Source organism: Arthrobacter sp. SAFR-023 (assembly GCF_051965295.1).
Classification (GTDB): Bacteria; Actinomycetota; Actinomycetes; order Actinomycetales; family Micrococcaceae; genus Arthrobacter.
Map to the genome: position 1 here is coordinate 16,899 of NZ_JBQCMF010000018.1, position 20,979 is coordinate 37,877.

General features: G+C 66.7%; 17 protein-coding genes. All 17 read right to left on the bottom strand.

Translation table 11 applies throughout. From position 1 onward, the window contains the following. Window positions 1–43 precede the first annotated feature (43 nt). Window positions 44–3,601 carry a DNA polymerase III subunit alpha gene (gene dnaE, locus ACTHQX_RS18020; protein ID WP_440158572.1) on the bottom strand — a complete coding sequence of 1,186 codons (3,558 nt, stop codon included), beginning with the start codon at window positions 3,599–3,601 and terminating at the stop codon, window positions 44–46. A gap of 52 nt (window positions 3,602–3,653) precedes the next feature. After that, window positions 3,654–4,580, bottom strand: coding sequence for an RluA family pseudouridine synthase (locus ACTHQX_RS18025; protein ID WP_236807991.1), 927 nt, complete (start codon window positions 4,578–4,580; stop codon window positions 3,654–3,656). Then, complete coding sequence (gene lspA, locus ACTHQX_RS18030; protein WP_236807990.1) at window positions 4,573–5,145, bottom strand: signal peptidase II; 573 nt, start codon at window positions 5,143–5,145, stop codon at window positions 4,573–4,575. Before lspA ends, ACTHQX_RS18025 begins: the two co-directional genes overlap by 8 nt. A gap of 81 nt (window positions 5,146–5,226) precedes the next feature. Next, entirely contained in the window at window positions 5,227–5,922 is a 696-nt protein-coding gene (locus ACTHQX_RS18035) for a DivIVA domain-containing protein (RefSeq protein WP_440158571.1), read from the bottom strand. 169 nt (window positions 5,923–6,091) lie between these two features. After that, window positions 6,092–6,379, bottom strand: a complete 288-nt coding sequence (locus ACTHQX_RS18040; protein ID WP_102973980.1) for a YggT family protein — start codon at window positions 6,377–6,379, stop codon at window positions 6,092–6,094. 147 nt (window positions 6,380–6,526) lie between these two features. Then, entirely contained in the window at window positions 6,527–7,057 is a 531-nt protein-coding gene (locus tag ACTHQX_RS18045) for a cell division protein SepF (protein ID WP_236807989.1), read from the bottom strand. 89 nt (window positions 7,058–7,146) lie between these two features. Next, the gene (locus ACTHQX_RS18050; protein ID WP_440158570.1) at window positions 7,147–7,920 is read right to left on the bottom strand and encodes a YggS family pyridoxal phosphate-dependent enzyme; all 774 of its coding nucleotides are present in this window, start codon (window positions 7,918–7,920) and stop codon (window positions 7,147–7,149) included. Next, window positions 7,913–8,659, bottom strand: coding sequence for a polyphenol oxidase family protein (locus tag ACTHQX_RS18055; RefSeq protein WP_440158569.1), 747 nt, complete (start codon window positions 8,657–8,659; stop codon window positions 7,913–7,915). Before ACTHQX_RS18055 ends, ACTHQX_RS18050 begins: the two co-directional genes overlap by 8 nt. A gap of 69 nt (window positions 8,660–8,728) precedes the next feature. Continuing rightward, window positions 8,729–9,961, bottom strand: a complete 1,233-nt coding sequence (gene ftsZ / locus ACTHQX_RS18060; RefSeq protein WP_307101284.1) for a cell division protein FtsZ — start codon at window positions 9,959–9,961, stop codon at window positions 8,729–8,731. A 213-nt stretch (window positions 9,962–10,174) separates the two neighbouring features. Beyond that, a complete protein-coding gene (locus tag ACTHQX_RS18065; protein WP_440158568.1) occupies window positions 10,175–11,278 on the bottom strand; it encodes a cell division protein FtsQ/DivIB in 1,104 nt (367 codons plus the stop codon). Further along, window positions 11,271–12,647 (bottom strand): UDP-N-acetylmuramate--L-alanine ligase, encoded by a 1,377-nt coding sequence (gene murC, locus ACTHQX_RS18070; RefSeq protein WP_440158567.1) that lies wholly within the window; start codon window positions 12,645–12,647, stop codon window positions 11,271–11,273. Before murC ends, ACTHQX_RS18065 begins: the two co-directional genes overlap by 8 nt. Then, window positions 12,644–13,744 (bottom strand): undecaprenyldiphospho-muramoylpentapeptide beta-N-acetylglucosaminyltransferase, encoded by a 1,101-nt coding sequence (gene murG / locus ACTHQX_RS18075; protein ID WP_440158566.1) that lies wholly within the window; start codon window positions 13,742–13,744, stop codon window positions 12,644–12,646. The genes murC and murG overlap by 4 nt, the downstream gene beginning before the upstream one ends. A gap of 10 nt (window positions 13,745–13,754) precedes the next feature. Then, entirely contained in the window at window positions 13,755–15,086 is a 1,332-nt protein-coding gene (ftsW, locus tag ACTHQX_RS18080; protein ID WP_236807982.1) for a putative lipid II flippase FtsW, read from the bottom strand. A gap of 2 nt (window positions 15,087–15,088) precedes the next feature. Further along, a complete protein-coding gene (murD, locus tag ACTHQX_RS18085; protein ID WP_440158565.1) occupies window positions 15,089–16,708 on the bottom strand; it encodes a UDP-N-acetylmuramoyl-L-alanine--D-glutamate ligase in 1,620 nt (539 codons plus the stop codon). After that, a complete protein-coding gene (gene mraY / locus ACTHQX_RS18090; RefSeq protein WP_236807980.1) occupies window positions 16,690–17,799 on the bottom strand; it encodes a phospho-N-acetylmuramoyl-pentapeptide-transferase in 1,110 nt (369 codons plus the stop codon). Before mraY ends, murD begins: the two co-directional genes overlap by 19 nt. After that, window positions 17,796–19,268 (bottom strand): UDP-N-acetylmuramoyl-tripeptide--D-alanyl-D-alanine ligase, encoded by a 1,473-nt coding sequence (locus tag ACTHQX_RS18095; RefSeq protein WP_440158564.1) that lies wholly within the window; start codon window positions 19,266–19,268, stop codon window positions 17,796–17,798. Before ACTHQX_RS18095 ends, mraY begins: the two co-directional genes overlap by 4 nt. A gap of 6 nt (window positions 19,269–19,274) precedes the next feature. Continuing rightward, entirely contained in the window at window positions 19,275–20,936 is a 1,662-nt protein-coding gene (locus tag ACTHQX_RS18100) for a UDP-N-acetylmuramoyl-L-alanyl-D-glutamate--2,6-diaminopimelate ligase (RefSeq protein ID WP_440158563.1), read from the bottom strand. Between the last annotated feature and the right edge of the window lie 43 nt (window positions 20,937–20,979).

Consider the following 20,979-nt stretch of genomic DNA (forward strand, 5'->3'; position numbering starts at 1 on the left):
CTGCACCGGAGTCCGGTGCAGGCAACAGCGAGGTCCGGGACAGCTACGCGTCCAGGCAGGCCGGTCCCAGCAGCACCTTCAGGTCCCCGAACAGCGACGGATTGGGGTTCACCCGCAGGTGCACGGGAAGCGCCATGACCTCGATGCGGCTGTCGCCCTGCAGGTTCACCCGCACCTCGGAGTTGCCCCGGTGGTTGCGCAGCACGTCCCCCAGTTCCGTGACCACGGCTTCGGTGGCCTTGTGCGTCTGCATGGTGATCACCAGCGGCCCGTTGGTGCCCTGGCTGAGGTCCGGCACGGAGAGCTCCATGCAGTTCAGGGTCACGGCACCGTCGTCGCGCCGCTGCAGCCGGCCCTTGACCACCACGATCAGGTCCTCGGCGAGAACCGAGGCAATCGGCCCGTAGACCTGGCCGAAGAACATGACTTCCATGGAACCGCCGAGGTCCTCGATCTCCGCCCGGGCATAGGCGTTGCCGCTGGCCTTAGCGATCCGGCGACTCAGCGACGTGATCATGCCCGCGATGGTGATGATGGCGCCGTCGTGCGGCCCGTCCTCCGCGATGATGGAGGTGATGGACTGGTCGGCGTGCTGGCTCAGGACCCCTTCCAGGCCCTGCAGCGGGTGGTCGGAGACGTACAGGCCCAGCATGTCCCGCTCGAACGCGAGCTTGTCCTTCTTCTCCCATTCCGGCAGGTCGGGAATCTCGATACTGAGCGACGCTTCGGACTCGGCCTCATCGAAACCGGCGAAAAGGTCGAACTGGCCGATCGCCTCGTTCCGCTTGAGGGTGATGACGGAGTCGATGGCTTCTTCGTGGACCATGGCCAGGGCGCGGCGGTGGTGGCCCAGCGAGTCGAAGGCTCCGGCCTTGATCAGGGATTCGATGGTGCGCTTGTTGCACACCACGGCGGGAACCTTCATGAGGTAGTCCTTGAACGAGGTGTACGCGCCCTCGCTCGCGCGGGCCGCCACCATGGCCTCGACTGCGTTGACGCCGACGTTGCGGATGGCGCCCATGCCGAAGCGGATGTCATTGCCGACCGGGGTGAAGTTCAGCGCCGACTCGTTGACGTCCGGCGGCAGTACGGTGATGCCCATGCGCCGGCATTCGTTGAGGTAGATCGCCGACTTGTCCTTGTCGTCGCCGACCGAGGTCAGGAGGGCGGCCATGTACTCCGGCGCATAGTGCGCCTTCAGGTACGCCGTCCAGTAGGAAATCACGCCGTACGCCGCAGAGTGGGCCTTGTTGAAGGCGTAGTCGGAGAAGGGCAGCAGGATGTCCCACAAGGTCTTGACGGCCTCCATGGAGTAGCCGTTGTCCTGCATGCCCTGCGAGAAGCCGGCGAACTGCTTGTCCAGCTCAGACTTCTTCTTCTTGCCCATGGCGCGGCGCAGGATGTCTGCCTGGCCCAGCGAATAGCCGGCCAGCTTCTGCGCCACGGCCATAACCTGTTCCTGGTACACGATCAGGCCGAACGTCCCGCCCAGGATCTCCTTCAGCGGTTCCTCGAGCTCCGGGTGGATCGGGATGACCTCCTGGATCTTGTTCTTGCGCAGGGCGTAGTCGGTGTGCGCGTTGGCGCCCATCGGTCCCGGCCGGTACAGCGCCAGGACGGCGGAGATGTCTTCAAAGTTGTCAGGCTTCATGAGTTTGAGCAGGGACCGCATGGGACCGCCGTCGAGCTGGAACACGCCCAGCGTGTCGCCGCGGGCCAGCAGCTCATAGGACGCCGCGTCATCCAGCTCCAGCGTTTCAAGGTCCAGGTCGACGCCGCGGTTCATCTTGATGTTTTCCAGGGCGTCCGAAATGATCGTCAGGTTTCGCAGGCCCAGGAAGTCCATCTTGATCAGGCCGAGGCCTTCGGACGTCGGATAGTCGAACTGCGTAATGACCTGGCCGTCCTGGAAACGGCGCATGATCGGAATGACGTCGATGATGGGGTCCGAGGACATGATCACGCCGGCCGCGTGCACGCCCCACTGCCGCTTTAGGCCCTCAATGCCAAGTGCGGTCTCGAAAACCTTGGCGGCCTCGGGATCCGTGCTGATCAGCTGCCGGAAGTCCCCCGCCTCGCTGTAGCGCTTGGCATCCTTGTTCTGGATGTCGGCCAGCGGGATGTCCTTCGCCATCACGGCAGGCGGCAGTGCCTTGGTCAGCTGCTCGCCCATGCTGAACGGATACCCGAGCACGCGGGAGGAGTCCTTCAGCGCCTGCTTGGTCTTGATGGTGCCGTAGGTGACGATCATGGCCACGCGCTCGTCACCGTACTTGCGCGTCACGTAGTCGATGACCTCGGAGCGTCGCCGGTCATCGAAGTCGACGTCGAAGTCAGGCATGGAAACGCGGTCCGGGTTGAGGAAGCGCTCGAAGATCAGGCCGTGGTGAAGCGGATCAAGGTCGGTGATGCGCATGGCGTAGGCCACCATGGAGCCGGCGCCCGAGCCACGTCCGGGACCGACGCGGATGCCGTTGTTCTTGGCCCAGTTGATGAAGTCGGCCACGACGAGGAAGTAGCCGGGGAAGCCCATCGAGGTGATGACTTCCAGCTCGTAGTCAGCCTGCTTGCGGACCTTGTCCGGAATGCCCTGGGGGTAGCGGTAGTGGAGTCCCTTGTCGACCTCCTTGACGAGCCAGGAGGTTTCGTCCTCGCCCTCGGGGCAAGGGAACCGGGGCATGTAGTTGGCGCCTGTGTTGAAGGACACCTCGCACCGCTCGGCGATCAGCAGCGTGTTGTCGCACGCCTCGGGGTGGTCGCGGAACAGCTCGCGCATTTCCTGCGGCGACTTCAGGTAGTAGCCGCTTCCGGAGAACGCGAAACGGGAACCGCCGTTGTCGTAGGTGGGTTCGAGCAGCGTCGAGCCGGACTGGATCGCCAGCAGGGCCTCGTGCGCCTTGGCGTCGTGTTCATGCGTGTAGTGAAGGTCGTTGGTGGCAACGAGCGGGAGGTTCAGGTCCTTGGCCAGCCGCAGGAGATCGCCGGTGACGCGGCGTTCAATGTCCAGGCCGTGGTCCATGAGTTCGCAGAAGTAGTTCTCCGCACCAAAGATGTCACGGAATTCCGCAGCGGCTTCCAGGGCCTCGCGGTACTGGCCGAGCCGCAGCCGGGTCTGGACCTCGCCGGACGGGCAGCCGGTGGTGGCGATGAGCCCTTCGGAGTAGGTGTTCAGCAGCTCGCGGTCCAGCCGTGGCCACTTGCCGAACACCGAATCCAGGGAGGCGATCGAGGAGGCACGGAACAGGTTGCGCATGCCCACGTTGTTGTAGCTCAGCAGGGTCATGTGGGTGTACGAGCCACCACCGGAGACGTCGTCCTTGCGCTGGCTCTCGTCGCCCCAGCGGACCCGGCCCTTGTCGCCGCGCGCAGTCCCGGGAGTCACATACGCTTCGACGCCGATGATGGGTTTGATGCCCTTGTCGGTGGCCTTCCGCCAGAAGTCGAAGGCGCCGAAGAGGTAGCCGTGGTCGGTGGTCGCCAGGGCAGGCATGCCGAGCCGCTCGGTTTCCTCGAACAGCTCACCGAGCCTGGCGGCGCCGTCCAGCATCGAGTACTCGGTGTGGGTGTGGAGATGTACGAACGAGTCATTGCTGGAAGTCACCGGACCATTCTAGTGCCGACCCTCTGACAATCAGTGCCGGCGTGCCGCAGGCTCAGGCCTTGCCGGTGCCCAGGACTTCCAGGGCGTAGGCGAGGTCCTCGGGGTACTCGCTGGTCACGGTGACCCGTTCCCCGGTACGCGGGTGGTCAAAGCCCAGTTCACGGGCGTGCAGCCACTGCCGGGTGAGCCCGAGGGTAGCGGCGAGCCGCGGGTCGGCCCCGTAGGTGAGGTCACCGGCACACGGATGGCGGAGCGCGGCGAAATGGACCCTGATCTGGTGGGTCCTGCCGGTTTCCAGGTGCACCTCCACCAGGGTGGCCTTGCCGAACGCCTCGAGGACCTCGTAGTGCGTCACCGACGGCCGGCCGTCCTCGATGACGGCGAAGCGCCAGTCGTGGCCGGGATGGCGACCGATCGGGGCGTCGATGGTGCCCTGCAGGGGATCCGGCAGGCCCTGGACCACGGCGTGGTAGACCTTGTCCACGGTGCGTTCCTTGAAGGCCCGCTTGAGGGCGGTGTAGGCGGGTTCTGTCTTGGCCACCACCATGACCCCCGAGGTCCCGACGTCGAGGCGGTGGACGATGCCGGCACGCTCGGCGGAGCCCGACGTGGAAATGCGGTAGCCGGCCCCGGCCAGTCCGCCGACGACGGTCGGTCCTACCCAGCCCGGGGACGGGTGTGCCGCGACCCCTACCGGCTTGTCGACCACCACAAAGTCGTCGTCATCCAGCAGGATCTTCAGGCCTTCCACAACTTCCTCCACGACTTCAAGGGGATCCCGGCGCTCGGGGACCGTCACGTCCAGCACGGTGCCGGACGCGAGCTTGGCGGACTTCCCCACCGGTTTGCCGCCGCTGACCACGTTGCCTTCGGCTATCAGCGCCGCGGCGGACGAGCGGGACATGCCCATCAGCTTGGCCAGGCCGGCGTCCACGCGGGCCCCGTCCAGCTCCTCGGGGACCACCACGCGCTCAGACATTGTCGGTCCCGTCCCGCTTTTCGACGCTGTGGTGCGAACCGTCAAGGGCGATCCCCCGCAGGGTCAGCAGGCAGATGATGACCACCGAGGACACCACGGCCGAGTCGGCGATGTTAAAGATCGCAAAGTTGGGCAGCTGGATGAAGTCCACCACGTGCCCCATTCCGAATGACGGATCACGGAACAGCCGGTCCGTCAGGTTTCCCAGGGCGCCGCCGAACAGCAGGCCCAGCGCCAGTGCCCACCACGCGGATCCGAGCTTGCGCAGCTGGAACAGGATGGCGGCGGCGACCACCACCATGATGATCGTGAACACCCAGGTCACATTCTCGCCGATGGAGAAGGCCGCGCCGGAGTTCCGGATGTAGTACCAGTGCAGCAGCGGGGGCAGCACCGGAATGCGTTCACCCTCCACCATGGTGCTGGTCACCCACAGTTTGGTGAGCTGGTCGAAGACGTAGGCGAACACTGCCAGCCCGGCGAACAGGGACAGCAGGACGCCGCGCCGGGGCCGCGGTGATGATGAGGCTGGATGCGCTGCGTCAGCGGCAAGGTCGTCAGTCATGGTGCTTTCATTCGGGAACCGTCGTTAATGGCAAAAGCCGGTGGCCGAGGAATCCTCAGCCACCGGCCTTCAGAATACGTGCTAAACGGCGGCGCTGCTGCTTTCGCCGACCTCAGGGGCGGCAACGGAACCCCGGGCGTCCAGGTCGCGCAGCTGGCCCTCGATGTAGGCCTTCAGGCGTGAACGGTAGTCGCGTTCGAAGCCGCGGAGCTGCTCCACCTTGCGCTCGAGAACGGAACGCTGCTGTTCGAGGGCGCCAAGGATCTTGCGGGACTTCTCCTGCGCGTCGTTGACCAGGCTGCTGGCTTCGATCTGTGCTTCAGCGATGATCTTGTCGCGCTGCTGCTGGCCCTCGGACACGTGACGGTCATGCATCTGCTGCGCCATGGCCAGCAGGCCGGCAGCGGACTCGGAGACGTTGCTGCTGGTGACGGCGGGTGCCGGGGCTGCAACGGGTGCTGCCTGCTCGGCTGCCTTCTTCTTGGCAGCATCGGCGGCCTTGGCTTCAGCTTCGGCCTTTGCGCGGGCTTCGTCCTTTTCGGACTTGGACGGCGCGGGGACCTTCTCAACAACAGGGGGGACGGCGGAGGTGGCAGCCGGCGATCCGGAGCCGCCTTCGGCGAGCTTCTTGCGAAGTTCTTCGTTCTCCTGGTTCAGGCGCCGCAGTTCGACGACGATCTCGTCCAGGAAGTCGTCAACTTCGTCCTGGTCATAGCCTTCGCGGAACTTGGTCGGCTGAAAGCGCTTGTTGACAACGTCTTCTGGCGTCAAAGCCATCTGGTCACCTCGTTGGTCTAGTTCGTCAGGAGGCCTTCCGGCCGTCAAAACTACGGTACCTAAATATGGTCTGGTTCCTCTAATTCAACACCGTGGCGTCAAAGAAAAGGCTTTCTGCGCTGAAGCAGCATCCATGAGGATCGGCCCGGCGCGGCAAGCTGATATGAAGTTATGCAAATGACTTGGTGATCGCCATGGCAATGCTCAGGCCGATGAACAGCACCAGAAACCCGAGGTCCAGTGAGACGCCGCCCAGCCGTAGCGGCGGGATAAGGCGCCGAAGAACCTTCAGTGGCGGATCGGTCACCGAGTAGACCGCATGAGCCGCCACCAATGCTACCCCGCGCGGACGCCATTCCCGCGCGAACATCTGAACCCAGTCAAAGACGAGGCGGACAATCAAAGCGACGAAAATGAACAGCAGGACGATATAGACGAGCCCGAATAGTATTCCCATGAGCTAACCCATTGTCTCCATGTTCATCGCGGGCACTACGGTGCCCTGGGATACCGGCCAGGGGATTCCTGCCAGATTATGCTGATCCCCTATTTCAGCACGGATGCCAGGCAGGTGCGTCCCTGCCTGGCATCCGGAGCGCCGTTTTTAGCTTTGGTTGAAGAAGCTGGCCGTGGCCTCGCTGGCTTTCTTGTCATCTCCGATGACTTCAACGTACGACGGCGACAGCAGGAAGACCTTGTTTGTCACGCGCTCGATGCTTCCGCGCAGACCGAAGACGAGGCCGGCGGAAAAGTCGACAAGCCGCTTCGCGTCCGACTCCCCCATGTCCGTTACGTTCATGATGACGGGGATACCGTCACGGAAGCTTTCGCCGATGAGCTTGGCGTCGTTGTAAGAACGCGGATGGATCGTGGTGATCTGCCGCAGTCCGGTGGTCTCTTCACGGCTCGATGCCGCACGCTTAATGGGTGTCACGGGTGCGCGGTATTCCTCTTCGGCAGCTGGTGGCACTTCACGGGTGACCTCTCGGAGCGGCGCCGGCGCGCGGCGCTCTTCACGGTCATGCTCCATTGAGTTGTCCTCGTCCTTTTGCTGGGTGGAAAGCTCAGACTCGTAGTGTTCATCGCCGTCGGCGAGCCCAAGATAGATCATTGTCTTGCGCAGAGCGCCAGCCATGGTCGACTCCTAATCGTGTCCGGAAGCGGGCCGCCCAAAGGTCAAGACAGCATTGGAATCCCCGCCATTCAGTTCCAATACGACAGACGCTACCGCACGGCCGGGCGGGAACCGAGAATATCTGAGCCAATTCGGAGGTGTGTCGCACCGAATCGGACGGCTGCTTCCAGGTCCTGGCTCATGCCGGCGGAAATCCCCGTGGCGCCGGGGAAATCCTGCTGCAGGCCGGTTGAAATGCCCAACAGTTTTTCAAAGGCCCGCTGCGGATCCGCCCCGAGCGGCGCCACCGCCATAACACCTGCGAGGCGGAGACCGCCCGCGGCTTCGAGCTGTTCAGCCAGCTGCGGCACTTCGGCGGGGGTGGCCCCGCCGCGGTGCGCACCGGCGTCGTCGTCCAGGCCCACCTGAATGAAACAGTCCAGGTCGCCGCGTCCGGTCAGTTCCTGCTGGGCGGCCATGGCCCGCTCCAGGGCCGTCACGAGCTGGGAACGGTCCACCGAGTGCACGGCCGAGGCGTAGCGGAGCACCGTCTTGGACTTCTTGCTTTGGAGCTGGCCCACGAAGTGCCAGGTGAGGTCCAGGGCCTGGAGTTCTTCGGCTTTTGCCGACGCCTCCTGGTCCCGGTTCTCGCCGAAATCCCTGACGCCAAGCGCTACCAGCCGGCGGACGTCCTCGGCCGGGTGGAATTTGCTGATCACTATGAGGCTCGGCGGGTTGTTCCCGCGGCCTGCCGCCGCGACGGCTCGGCTGATGCGCTGCCGGACAGCGTCAAGGCGCTCCCCCAGCTGCACTGTCCGGGGATCCTGTAGTGTCCGGGCATCCTGTGTTGTCCGGGCATTCCGGGGTTCCGGGCTGTCAGTCATGGGTCCACACCAGTCCGGCGAATCTGCCGGACCGTGAGTCGCGGCGGTAGGAAAACAAGGACTCGTTTTCAAGCGTGCAGGGCCCCCGGTACTCGATGGGAACGCCGAGGGCGTCGAGCTGGCTGGCGGCGCCGCCGGGCAGGTCGAGCGCCGGCGTCCCCCAGGATGTGGTTGACCATGCGGACGGCAGGTGGGCGGCAACCTCGTCCCGGAGTTCGGCGGGCACCTCATAGCAGTTCCCGCAGACAGACGGGCCGAGCCAGGCGCGGATGTCCGTGGCCCCGGAGGCGCGCATTTGTTGCACCGCCGCCGGAATGACGCCGGAGAACAGGCCGGGCCGGCCGGCGTGAACGGCGGACAGTACAGGCCCGGAAGACCCTGCACCCACGAGGACCAGCGGAATGCAATCCGCCACCATCACCGCAAGCGGGCCGCCGAGGGACACGAGCGCGTCCGCAGTCGGTGCCGGCAGGCCAGCTTCGGCGGCTGTGCCAGCTTCACCGGCTGTTCCAGCCTCAACCGCTGCTCCAGATTCAACTACGAGGGACACTTCGTTGCCGTGGACCTGGTTCATGTACTGGAACCTGCGCGGCGAGATACCGGCGACGTCCTCCAGCCTTGCCCGGCGGCGAAGCACCGCGGCCGCGTCATCGCCCACATGCAGGGCGAGGTTGCCGGCGTTCGTGTCGGTGAACGCCACGGACACGCCAGGCTGCACTTCAGCACGCCACAAAAACAATTCGGAACTCCGGCACTCAGGGTTAGGAAGCAGGGGCAGCTGCCGGGCGGATGTCCGCCCGGCATCCTCCTACTTCAGGAAATCGGGGACGTCCAGGTCGTCAGACCGGCTGCCGGTCAGGTCAGGCTCCACCACCGACGGAAGGTCGACGTCGAAACCCGAGTCAGCAGGGACAGCGGACGGGCGCTGCTGGCCCCAGCTGCTGAGGCCTGCCGCGCCGACACCGGCGTGCACGGGCTGAACGTGGACCTGCTGACTGCCCGCGGAGGGCTGGCTCTGCGGGGCGGCCGCCGGAACGGCGGGCCGCTGCGGTGCAGCCTGCGGCTGCGACTGGTCCATGGACGGCGAGGTGGCCTTGACGTCGTCGAAGCCGGCTGCGATGACGGTGACGCGGGCTTCGTCGCCCAGGGCGTCGTCGATGACCGCACCGAAGATGATGTTGGCCTCGGGGTGGGCAACTTCCTGCACCAGGCGCGCAGCCTCGTTGATCTCGAACAGTCCGAGGTCGGAGCCGCCCTGGATCGACAGCAGGACACCGTGGGCGCCGTCGATGGACGCTTCGAGCAGCGGGGAGGCGATTGCGAGCTCTGCTGCCTTGACCGCGCGGTCCTCGCCGCGCGCGGAGCCGATACCCATCAGGGCAGACCCTGCGCCCTGCATGACGGATTTCACGTCGGCGAAGTCAAGGTTGATCAGGCCGGGCGTGGTGATGAGGTCCGTGATGCCCTGCACGCCGGACAGCAGGACCTGGTCGGCGGAGCGGAAGGCGTCCAGGACGGAGACGTTGCGGTCGCTGATGGACAGCAGGCGGTCGTTGGGGATCACGATCAGGGTGTCCACCTCGTCGCGCAGGGCGTCGATGCCCGCCTCGGCGGAGCCTGCACGGCGCCGGCCTTCGAAGGTGAACGGACGGGTGACCACACCGATGGTCAGGGCGCCAAGGGAGCGCGCAATGCGGGCAACGACCGGCGCACCGCCGGTTCCGGTGCCGCCGCCTTCACCTGCGGTCACGAAGACCATGTCGGCACCGCGGAGGACTTCCTCAATCTCGTCAGCGTGGTCCTCGGCAGCCTGCTTGCCGACCTCGGGGTTTGCCCCGGCACCCAGCCCGCGCGTCAGTTCCCGTCCGACGTCGAGCTTGACGTCGGCATCGCTCATCAGGAGGGCCTGGGCGTCGGTGTTGATTGCTATGAATTCAACGCCGCGGAGACCCACCTCGATCATGCGGTTGACTGCGTTCACGCCACCGCCGCCGATGCCGACGACCTTGATGACGGCCAAGTAATTCTGCGGAGCTGCCACGTTACGTGTCCCTTGTTAGTGTCCTATTGCGAAAACTGATGGAGTCGAGCTTGAAGCCCTGAACCTTAACCTTCCAGTTGAAGGTTATAGTTATGTCAAGTAACTCATGTCTGTGACGCTATTTCCTCTGCTGGCTACATTCAATAACCGCCACCGCGTGTCGTCCTAATCCCCGTGAAATACACGGGTGCCGTGCGTCAGGATCACGCAAGATCACCGCGTCACCGGATGCCGCGGCACGCTTACGTCATAAGTGCTGACCGGGTTGAGGGGATCTGCCGGCACTTTGAGCAGCGCCTCCAGCACCCGGGCCTTGAGTTCCTTCTCCCCCGCGTTGCCCCAGATGACGGTCTGGCCATCCAGGAGCTTCAGTTCCACTGCGTCGACGGACTTGGCGGAGGCGTTGGAGAGTTTGGCAAGCACGTTGGCCGGGAGCGCGCCGAGGACCTCGGCCGTGGCCTGGAACAGGTCCTTGCCGATGGTGCCTGCGCCGCCGTCAATCAGAGGCAGCTTCACGGAGGCGGGGTCTGCGGTGGTGCCGAGGCGCACGCCGTCGACGTCCACGAGCATGTAGTCCTTGCCGCGCTTCACGAGGGCAACGGGCACGCGTTCCTGGACCTGCACCGCCAGGACGGACGGCGGGTGGGCCTGGGTGGTGACCGACTTGATCTGGACAAGCGGCTTCAGCAGCGCGTCGACCTCGGAATCGCTGACCTGCGGCAGCGGCTTGCCCAGAATTGGCTTGAGCGCCGCCTGCACCTGGGCGGGTTTGAGGAGCTTGGTGCCGGTGATGCTCACGCTTTGGACCGCCAGCACCGGGGAATAGACGGCGGCAACGATGAGCCCCGCCACGAGGGCAGCCGTGATACACACGGCAACCAGGATGTTGCGCCTGATGCGCCGGCCCCGGGGTTCGGGAAAGGCCAGCACATTGTCCTGCCCGGCGGTGTCCGGTGCATTGGCATCCGGTCCCGGCTTGGCAGGTCCCGGGCTTTTGAGCCGCGGCCAGGGGGCCTTGGCTGGTTTGGCCTGCGTCTTGCCCTTCGGTGCAGTGTTGCCCTTCGGTGCGGTGTTGCCCTGCGGCGCGGCGGCCTGCACCTTCGACGCAGTGCTGCCCTTCGGCGCGGCGGCCTGCACCTTCTCCTGTGCCGTTCCCTCCGGGACGCCCTTGGTGGCGGTGATCACGGCCAGCGTGCCGCCGTCGGGACGAGCGGCAGCCTCCCGGCCCGCAGTCCCCCGGCCCGCGGTGTCCCCGCTGCCCGTGTCCCGGGCGGCGGGCTTGGCAGGACGGTACGTGGGACGCCTGGTGCTAGCCACCGAGGGACTCCACGATGAGTGGCCCGTAGGCGGTGACGTCCCCGGCGCCGGCGGTCAGGATGATGTCCCCTGGCCCCGCGGCGGAGGCCAGGGCGGCAACGGCCTCGTCGCCGCCCACCAGGCCGCTGCCTGCGCCGAGATGCTCGGTGATGAGCGCGCTGGTGACACCCGGGATGGGATCCTCGCGGGCCGGGTAGATGTCGAGCACCAGGGCAGTGTCGGCGGCCCTGAGTGCGTCGGCAAACTCTGCGGCAAACTCCCGGGTCCGGGAGAACAGGTGCGGCTGGAAGAGGACATGGACCTTGTGGTCGCCGGCCACGGACCTGGCCGCCGCCAGGGCTGCCCGCACCTCCGTGGGATGGTGGGCGTAGTCGTCGTAGACGCGCACGCCCCTGCCCTCCCCCTTGTATTCGAAGCGCCGCGACGCGCCGGAGAAGGCGGCCAGGGCGGAGGCAGCGGCCTGCGCGTCCACACCGAGTTCGAGGGCCACCGCCATGGCGGCAGCAGCGTTCAGCGCATTGTGCCGTCCCGGGACCTGCAGTGCCAGCGGGAACCGGCCGCCCGCCGTCGTAATCGCCACCTTGCCCGGGCCGCCGTCGTCGAGCCGGAGGTCTGCGGCCTCAGAGGTGCCGTAGAGGACAACGCGGGCCTTGCCCCGCTCGCGGGTGCGCAGCGCCAGCGCATGCGCGCCGGCGTCGTCCGCACAGGCCACCAGCACGCCGTCCGCCGGCAGCAGTGCCGTGAAGCGGTCGAAGGATTCGTACACGGCCTCGGCGGTACCGTAGTGGTCGAGGTGGTCCGGTTCCACGTTGGTGACGACGGCGATCTGCGGACGGTAGTTCAGGAACGAACCGTCGGATTCGTCCGCCTCAGCAACGAAAACCTGGGAGCTGCCGTTCGCCGCGTTGACGCCGAGCGCCGGAACATTGGCGCCGATCGCGAACGACGGGTCAAGGCCTGCGCCCTGCAGCAGCACGGTGATCATGGACGTTGTGGTGGACTTCCCGTGGGTTCCGGCCACGGTCACCACGAGGTCATCTCCCATGGTGGCGGCCAGGGCTTCGGAGCGGTGCAGCACCGGCAGGCCGGCGGCCCGGGCGGCCTCCAGTTCGGGGTTGTCGGCGCGGATCGCCGATCCTGCCACGACGGTCTGGGCGTCGCCGAGGTTGCCGGCGCCGTAGCCCACGCAGATCCGGGCGCCGGCCGCGGCGAGCTCGTTCATGACCGGCAGGTCTTTCGCATCCGTTCCGCTGACGGGAATTCCGCGCGCCACCATGATTCTGGCGACCGCGGACATGCCCACGCCCCCGATCCCGATGAAGTGCACGCGGCCCAGTGCTTCCTGGCTGGGTGCTGCGTTGGTGGTCATTTGGATACCGCTTCCAGTACGAGGTCGGCCATGAGCTGGTCGGCATTTCGGATGCCAAGGTTCTCCGCGTTCGCCGCCATCGCGTCGAGGCGGGAACGGTCGGTCAGCAGCGGGATGAGGCTGGTGCGGACCCATTCGGGGGTGAAGTCCCGGTCCGCCACCAGCAGGGCGCCGCCCGCTTCCACCAGTCCGCGGGCGTTCAGCGCCTGCTCACCGTTGCCGATCGGCAGCGGCACGAAGACCGCGGGAACGCCGACGGCGGCGACCTCGCTTACCGTGGCAGCGCCGGAACGGGCGAGCAGCAGGTCAGCCGCGGCGTAGACGGTTTCCATGCCGTCGACGTACTCAAGCTGGCGGTAGCCGTCGGCACTGAGCGCGTTGCCTTCTGAGTCCGCCACGGACTTGCCGCGGCCGGTGATGTGGATGGTCTGGACGCCGGCCCGGGACAGCGCTTCGAGCGAGGCCGCCACGGTGCGGTTGATGCTTTGCGCCCCGGACGAGCCTCCGGTGACGATGAGCACTGGTTTTTCAGGCTGCAGGTCCAGGCTGCGCAGGGCGCCGTTCCGCGCCGTTGCCCTGACCATGGCCGAGACTTCGCGGCGCATGGGCATGCCCACGTGGCGGGCGTTGCGGAGCGGGGTGCCGGCGAACGCCACTGCCACGTGCCGGCTCAGCCGCGCGCCGACCCGGTTGGCCAGGCCCGGCCGGGTATTGGCTTCGTGGATGACGATGGGGATCTTCCGCCGCCAGGCAGCAAGGTACATCGGCGTGCACACGTACCCACCCACACCGACGAGGACGTCGGCTGCGGCGTCGTCGAGGATCCGCCCGGCCTGCCGGACGGCCCCGGCGAGGCGTCCCGGGAGGCGGAGCAGGTCCGCGGAGGGCTTCCGCGGGAACGGGACACGGTCGATGGTGGCCAGTTCCAGCCCGGCAGCCGGGACCAGCCTGGTCTCCATGCCGGCGGCCGTTCCAACGGCGAGCAGCCGGGCGTCGGGGCGGGCATCGCGGATAGCGGCGGCAATGGCCAGCAGCGGGTTGATATGGCCTGCTGTTCCGCCGCCGGCGAGGACCACGGACAATGACTCAGTTTTCATCAGGTGCTGGTTACGCTTTCGTACGGGATTTCTTGCGCCCGGGCAGCCGCAACGGGCCGAGTATCTTACGGGGCCGGATGTTGGGCGCCATTTGTTCCCGGGCCAGTGACAACACTACGCCGATCGCGCAGAGCGACATCAGCAGCGCCGAACCGCCATAGGAGATGAAGGGCAATGGAACGCCGATCACCGGCATCAGGCCAGTGACCACGGCCATGTTGACCGTCCCCTGGCCCAGCAGCCACACCATGATGGTTCCGGCAAGGACCCGGTGGAACAGGTCCTCCTGTGCCACCACCACGCGGTAAATGGCGGCGCCCAGGATGGCGAACAGGACCAGTACGACGACGGTCCCCACCAGGCCGAGTTCCTCACCGATGATGGCGAAGATGAAGTCGTTGTGGGCTTCGGGGATCCAACTGTATTTCTGCCGGCTCTGTCCGAGCCCGACGCCGAACCAGCCGCCCGAGGCGAGCCCGTAGAGGCCGTTGGTGGACTGGTAGTTGGCGTCGATGCCGTCGCCGCAGCTCTGGCCGGTCCACCACGAGGTGATGCGGCAGACCCGGTTGGAGCTGGTCATGGCCATGAACGCTATGACCGCGCCCAGGCCCACTGCCGCGAACCCGAAGAGGTAGAGGCGCACCCCGGCGAAGAAGAGGGCGGCGGCCGTGATGAGCATGATGATCATGCCGGTGCCGAGGTCGTTTCCGACCAGAACGAGTCCAATGATCCCGCCGGCTATGGGGACCACAGGGACCACTGCGTGTCCCCAGTGGTGCAGCAGCGACGCCTTCTTGGCCAGGACGGTGGCCATCCACAGGGCCAGGGCAAGCTTGGCTGCCTCGGAGGGCTGCAGGGTGAAGAACCCGCCGACGTCGATCCAGTTCTTGTTGCCGTTGACGCTGGTTCCAATGACCAGTACGAGGGCCAGCAGGGCATAGGCGATGATGATGCCCAGCCACGCGAGCCGCTTCAGCCACACGACGTTGATGCGGGACAGCATGAACATGCAGAAAATGCCGATGCCGGCGAACAGGCCCTGTTTGAGCGCCGCCGTGTACGGCGACTCACCCGCGGCAATGGCCTCCACACTGGAGGCCGAGAGCACCATCATGATGCCGATGGCGGTCAGGGCCAGCGTGGTGCCCAGGATGAGGTAGTAGGTGGAGCCGTTGCGCGACTTCCCGTTTCCCTCAAGGGCGGACCAGAAGCGCCTGTACCACCGTTGCAACCGGCCGCTGGTGGGAATCCTGGAGGCCGGCGGCGTCGATGCAGCACCCGGTCCGGGTTTCTCCCCCGCCCGCTGCCGGGCGGCTGCCGGACGTGTGGGTGTGCTGACCATTCTTACTCCTTGCCGGTCCGGGCCTCCCCTTCCACGAGCTCGCGGACCGCGGCAATGAAGGCGTCGCCACGGTGAGCGTAGGAAGAGAACTGATCCATGGATGCAGCAGCCGGGGCCATCAGCACAGTGTCACCCGAGGCGGCGAGCTGTGCCGCCGATGCGACGGCCCGTGCCATCACTGCCTCCCCGGTTTCTGCTGAATCCGGTGCGGCGTCTTGTCCGGTTCCGGCAGACTGCACAATTTCAGTGTGGCCTGCGGCCTGCCGGATGACGGGGACATCCGGTGCGTGTCGCTGCAGGGACTCTTCCAGTGTCGCCGTGTCCTTGCCAATGAGCACCACGGCTTTCAGGCGGCGTGCATGGTCGCGGACCAGGTCGTCGTAGCTGACGCCCTTGGACAGGCCGCCGGCAATCCACACCACGGTGTCGAAGGCGGCCAGGGACGCGGAGGCGGCGTGCGGGTTGGTGGCTTTGGAGTCGTTGATCCACAGAACGCCGTGCTGCTTGGCGACCGGCTGGATGCGGTGGCTTCCGGGGATGTAGGCCTGCAGCCCCTCGCGCACGTGCTCGGGGCTGACGCCGTAGGCGCGCACCAGGCCGGCGGCGGCCAAGGCGTTGGCCACCATGTGGCGCGGGGCCACCGGGCCGAGGTCGGACATGGACGCCAGTTCGACGGCGCTGTCCTTCCGCTCGGCGATGAAGGCCCGGTCCACGAGCAGGCCCTCCACGACGCCGAGCATGCTGATGGCCGGCGTGAGGGTGGTGAACGCCACGGCGCGGCAGCCCTCCACCACGTCAGCGTCTTCCACCATGCGTTCGGTTTCGATCTGCTCGTCGTTGTAGATGCAGGCCTTCTGCGTGTTTTCGTAGATCTTGGCCTTGTCGGCCAGGTAGGACTCGTAGGAGCCGTGCCAGTCCACGTGGTCCTCGGCGACGTTGAGGCACACGCTGGCCACCGCCGAGACGGAGTGGGACCAGTGCAACTGGAAGCTGGAGAGCTCCACCGCGAAGACGTCGTACTCCACCGGGTCACGCAGGGCATCGAGGATGGGAGTGCCGACGTTGCCCACTGCGATCGCTTTCAGGCCCGCGGCCCGCAGCATGGACTCGGTCAGGCCGACCGTCGTCGTCTTGCCGTTGGTGCCGGTGATGGTGAGCCAGTCGGCGGTCTTCCGGCCCTCGCGGACGCGCAGGCGCCAGGCGAGTTCGACGTCGCCCCAGACCGGGATGTGGGCACGGGCGGCGGCCGCGAGCAGGGCCTGGTCCGGACGCCAGCCGGGCGAGGTGACCACGAGGTCCGGCTTCAGGCCGTCGATCTTCGGCAGGGTGCGGACGGCATCCTCCCCCAGGAGGACGTCGGCCGCGCCCACGATCCGCAGCGTGTCCGCCTTGGCCTGCGCGGTTTCCGTGGTGGCGCCGTCGACCACCACCACGCGGGCGCCGAGTTCGATCAGCGTGTCCGCGGCCGCGAAGCCCGACACACCGATCCCGGTGACCACGACGCGCAGTCCAGCCCAGTCGGAGTCCCAGCTGACCAGGCCGCTGAGCCTGGCCGGCCCCGTTAGGGGCGCACCGGATACTTCAGCGCGGGATTCGGAGCCGTTCACAGGAGGACCACCCATTCTGCGTAGAAGATGCCAAGGCCCGCGGCGACGAACAGGCCGGCGAGGATCCAGAACCGGACTACCACGGTGACCTCCGCCCAGCCCTTGAGTTCGAAGTGGTGCTGCAGCGGCGCCATCTTGAAGAAGCGCTTGCCCTTGGTCACCTTGAAGTAGCCCACCTGGATGATGACGGAGAGCGTGATGAGGACGAACAGGCCACCGATGAAGGCGAGGAGCAGTTCGGTGCGGGAGAGGATGGCGAACCCTGCGATGGCGCCGCCGATCGCGAGGGAGCCGGTGTCACCCATGAAGATTTTGGCCGGTGAGGTGTTCCACCACAGGAAGCCCACCAGCGCGGCGCTCATGATCGCCGCAAGAAGCGCCAGGTCCAGCGGATCCCGGACGGAATAACAGCCCCCGCCCGCCTGACGCGGCGAGCCGCAGGCCTGGTTGCTCTGCCAGATGCCCATCAGCGTGTAGGCGCCAAAGACCATGACCGCGGCGCCCGCGGCCAGTCCGTCCAGTCCGTCGGTGAGATTGACCCCGTTGGTGGCGGCGGTAACGATCAGGTTTGACCACAGCACAAAGAGGATCGCGCCAAGCACGGTGCCGCCGAACGCCAGGTCCAGCCACGGGATGTCACGGACCAGCGAGATCTTGGTGGACGCCGGGGTAAGGCCGTCCGTATCCGGGAAGTACAGAGCCATGACGGCGAAGATGATGCCTACCGCCGCCTGGAGGATCAGCTTCGCCTTGGCGTTCAGGCCCAGGCTGCGCTGCCGGGAAATCTTGATGAAGTCGTCCAGGAAGCCCACCAGGCCCATCCCCACCATCAGGAACAGCAGGAGCAGTGCCGAGGCCGACGGCCCGGCCGACCGGGGGTTCATGAGCCACATGATGAGGTGCGTCAGGCCGTAGCTCAGCAGGACTGCGCCCACCACCACTGTGCCGCCCATGGTGGGCGTACCGCGTTTGGTGTGGTGTGAGGTGGGTCCGTCATCGCGGATGAACTGGCCGTAGCTCTTACGGACCAGCAGGCGGATGAACAGCGGCGTACCCACCAGAGCCAGCAGCAGGGCCAGGCCAGCGCCGATCAGTAGTGCAATCACAGCAGCTCGCTCCCTTCATTGGCATTTGTGGGGGTGGCGTGTGGGGGTAATGCTATCCGATCACCCAAATGGCGCAGTCCGACGCTGTTCGAGGACTTGAAGAGCACCAGGTCGCCGGGTTCGAGCTGCTCCTGGAGCAGTTCGTAGGCCTCGTCAACCGTCTCGGCGAAGATGCATTCATCGCCCCAGGACCCTTCCTGCACGGCGGACACGTAGAGCGAACGCGCTTCCCGGCCGACCACGAGGAGGCGGGAGATGTTCAGCCGCACCACCTGCGTGCCGACGGCGGTGTGCTCGCGGATGGAATCGTCTCCCAGTTCCAGCATGGCCCCGAGCACGGCCCAGGTGCGGCGTCCGCGGCCGAGGTCGGCCAGCGTGCGCAGGGCCGCCCGCATGGATTCCGGGTTGGCGTTGTAGGCGTCGTTGATGACGGTGACGCCGTCGGGCCGCTCAGTCCGCTCCATACGCCAGCGGCTGGCCGCGGACTGCGAACTGAGGGAGGCGCTGATTCTGTCCGCCGGTACACCGGCCGCGTGCGCGGCCGCCGCGGCGGCGAGGAGGTTTGCCACGTGGTGTTCGCCGATGAGTTTGCTGCTGACCCGGACCGTGGGCTCCCCCGGCACTTCGAGGTCGAACTCCGGGTTGCCCGAGGCGTTGGTGTCCAGGTTGGCGGCCCGGACAGCAGGAGCGTCCGGATCAGCATCCCGGGAGGAGAAGCCCAGCACATTCCCGCGGGTCCGGGCGGCCATGGCGGCAACGCGGGGATCGTCAAGGTTCAGCACGGCGGTGCCCGCGGCGGGTACGGCCTCGGCGAGCTCGCCCTTGGCGGCCGCGATGTTTTCCACGCCGCCGAACTCCCCGGCGTGGGCTGTTCCCACGCAGAGCACCACGCCGATCTCCGGCCGGACCATGTCGGCCAGGTAGCGGATGTGTCCGACGCCGGTGGCCCCCATCTCGATGACCAGGAACCGGGTGTCAAAGCCCGCCTGGAACACGGTGAGGGGCACGCCGACCTCGCCGTTGTAGGAACCCTGCGGTCCAACGGTAGGCGCCTCGGCCGACAGGATTCCCGCGAGCAGGTCCTTGGTGGTGGTTTTCCCTGCCGAACCGGTGATGCCGATGACGGTCAGCTGTTCACCCGCCGACTCACGGTGTTGCCTGATCCGCCGGACCGCCTCAGCCGCGAGGGCGCCCATGGCCAGAACCGCATCCTCGACGACAACGGACGGATGGGTCCGGCCGGCGTCGTCCTTGATTTCGCGCTCGGTAAGGGCAAGAACCGCGCCGCGGTCAAAGGCCGCACCCACGAAGCTGTGCCCGTCTGCGCTTTCGCCCGGTTTGGCGACATAGAGGGAGCCGGCAACGGCCTCCCGCGAGTCGGTCACCACGGATGAGGGGGTGACGCCGGGGTCGGCAAGCAGCCGGCCATTGGTGATTTCGGCGATTTCCGCCGCAGTTAGTTCAATCATGTCGGTCTAGGACTCTATCCCGTCGTCTTGGAGAACGGTGAATCCTCGTGCCGTCAAGGCGTTCCGTAGTTCCACCCTGTCGTCGAGGGCAAGGTTCACTCCCTTGACTTCCTGCCACACTTCGTGCCCGCGCCCGGCGACCAGGATGGTGTCCTCCGGAGCGGCCAGGTTGACTGCTTCACGGATGGCAGCATCGCGGGGGAAAACTTCCATGATTTTGCAGTCAAGCCGCTCGGCTTCCTTGGCGTCTGTCGCACCGACCAGCACTTCGGCGCGGATGGCCGCGGCGTCCTCATCGTGGGGGTCGTCGTCGCTGACGATCACGACGTCGGCGAGCCGGGCTGCGGTCGCGCCCATGGACGGGCGCTTGCCCTGGTCGCGCTGGCCGGTGGCGCCGAAAACCACGATCACCCTGGACGCGGGCTCCGCGGACCGGACGGCCTCCAGGGCGCGTGCCAGTGCATCCGTGTTGTGCGCGAAGTCGACGACGGCGGCCGGCCGGGCGGAGACCAGCTGCATGCGGCCGGGCACCGCGACGGTGAACGGATCCCGGGCATCGAGTGCCGCCTGCACTTCGGCAGGGTCTGCACCGCCGGCGAGCACCATGGTCAGGGCCAGCGCCGCGTTGGAGACGTTGAACGCGCCGGGCAGGCCCGTGTGCACGCGGAGTTCCAAGCCGTTCCGGCCGCGGAGGGTGAATTCCGTACCGAGGCCGCGAGGCTTGGGGGCGGTGACGGTCCAGTCAGCGGCTGCTGATCCGGCCGCCGGCCCGCTGCCGGGCTGGAGGGTTGCGAGCGAGGTGACCGGAAGCTCAGTCTGGGCGGCGAGCCGCCGTCCCCACTCGTCGTCGACCGTCACGACGGCGGCACGGGCGCGTTCGGCGGTGAACAGCTCCGCTTTGGTTCGGAAGTACTCCTCCATGGTGCCGTGCAGGTCCAGATGATCCTGGGTAAGGTTGGTGAAACCGACGACGTCGAAGACCACACCGTCCACGCGGCGGAAGGACACCGCGTGCGAGGAGACCTCCATGGATGCGGCGTCAAGGCCGCGTTCCCGCATGAGGGCAAGCAGGGCGTGGACATCGGTGGATTCCGGGGTGGTCAGGAGGCTCGGAATCGGGTCCCCGCCGGCCAGGATCTCGATGGTGCCGATGAGCCCGGTCTTCTTGCCCATCGCCTGCAGCAGGGCATTGATGAAGTACGTGGTGGTGGTTTTTCCATTGGTGCCGGTCACGCCAAACACCGAGGGGCCCGGGAGGTCTGCGTCCTGGCTCCGGTAGATCAGCCTGGACAGGCGGCCCACCACGCTGCGGGGCTCCGCCACCACCAGCACGGGCACAGCGAGGTCCGAGCCGACGGCCAGAAGCCGCGCGCCGGCGTCGTCCGTTAGAACTGCAGCCGCGCCGGCCTCGATCGCCGTCGCGGCGAAGTCGGCACCGTGCCGCGCCGCTCCCGGCAGGGCAACATAAAGGTCTCCGCGTTCCACGGAGCGGGAGTCGAGCGAGATGCCGGTGACCTGAACGGACTCGGAGGCCGGGGGCACGGGAACACCCACTGACTGGCCGATGACACCCAGTTCGACGGCGGCGACGGCGGTGGGCCGGAAGCCGCTCTTGGATGCCTGCCCCTCCGGGGCGTCGGCAGTGCCGGGGTCATGGTGCTGTGACAACTGGATCTCCGTTGGTGCTAGCGGACCAGCGGACACGGCAGAA

Excerpts from the sequence above, each read along its gene's own strand:
- ftsW (WP_236807982.1), bottom strand. The coding sequence starts at position 15,086 with ATGGTCAGCACACCCACACGTCCGGCAGCCGCCCGGCAGCGGGCGGGG.
- ACTHQX_RS18025 (WP_236807991.1), bottom strand. The coding sequence starts at position 4,580 with ATGTCTGAGCGCGTGGTGGTCCCCGAGGAGCTGGACGGGGCCCGCGTG.
- murC (WP_440158567.1), bottom strand. The coding sequence starts at position 12,647 with ATGACCACCAACGCAGCACCCAGCCAGGAAGCACTGGGCCGCGTGCAC.
- ACTHQX_RS18040 (WP_102973980.1), bottom strand. The coding sequence starts at position 6,379 with ATGGGAATACTATTCGGGCTCGTCTATATCGTCCTGCTGTTCATTTTC.
- ACTHQX_RS18045 (WP_236807989.1), bottom strand. The coding sequence starts at position 7,057 with ATGGCTGGCGCTCTGCGCAAGACAATGATCTATCTTGGGCTCGCCGAC.
- murD (WP_440158565.1), bottom strand. The coding sequence starts at position 16,708 with ATGGGTGGTCCTCCTGTGAACGGCTCCGAATCCCGCGCTGAAGTATCC.
- murG (WP_440158566.1), bottom strand. The coding sequence starts at position 13,744 with ATGAAAACTGAGTCATTGTCCGTGGTCCTCGCCGGCGGCGGAACAGCA.
- lspA (WP_236807990.1), bottom strand. The coding sequence starts at position 5,145 with ATGACTGACGACCTTGCCGCTGACGCAGCGCATCCAGCCTCATCATCA.
- ACTHQX_RS18095 (WP_440158564.1), bottom strand. The coding sequence starts at position 19,268 with ATGATTGAACTAACTGCGGCGGAAATCGCCGAAATCACCAATGGCCGG.
- ACTHQX_RS18050 (WP_440158570.1), bottom strand. The coding sequence starts at position 7,920 with ATGACTGACAGCCCGGAACCCCGGAATGCCCGGACAACACAGGATGCC.
- ACTHQX_RS18035 (WP_440158571.1), bottom strand. The coding sequence starts at position 5,922 with ATGGCTTTGACGCCAGAAGACGTTGTCAACAAGCGCTTTCAGCCGACC.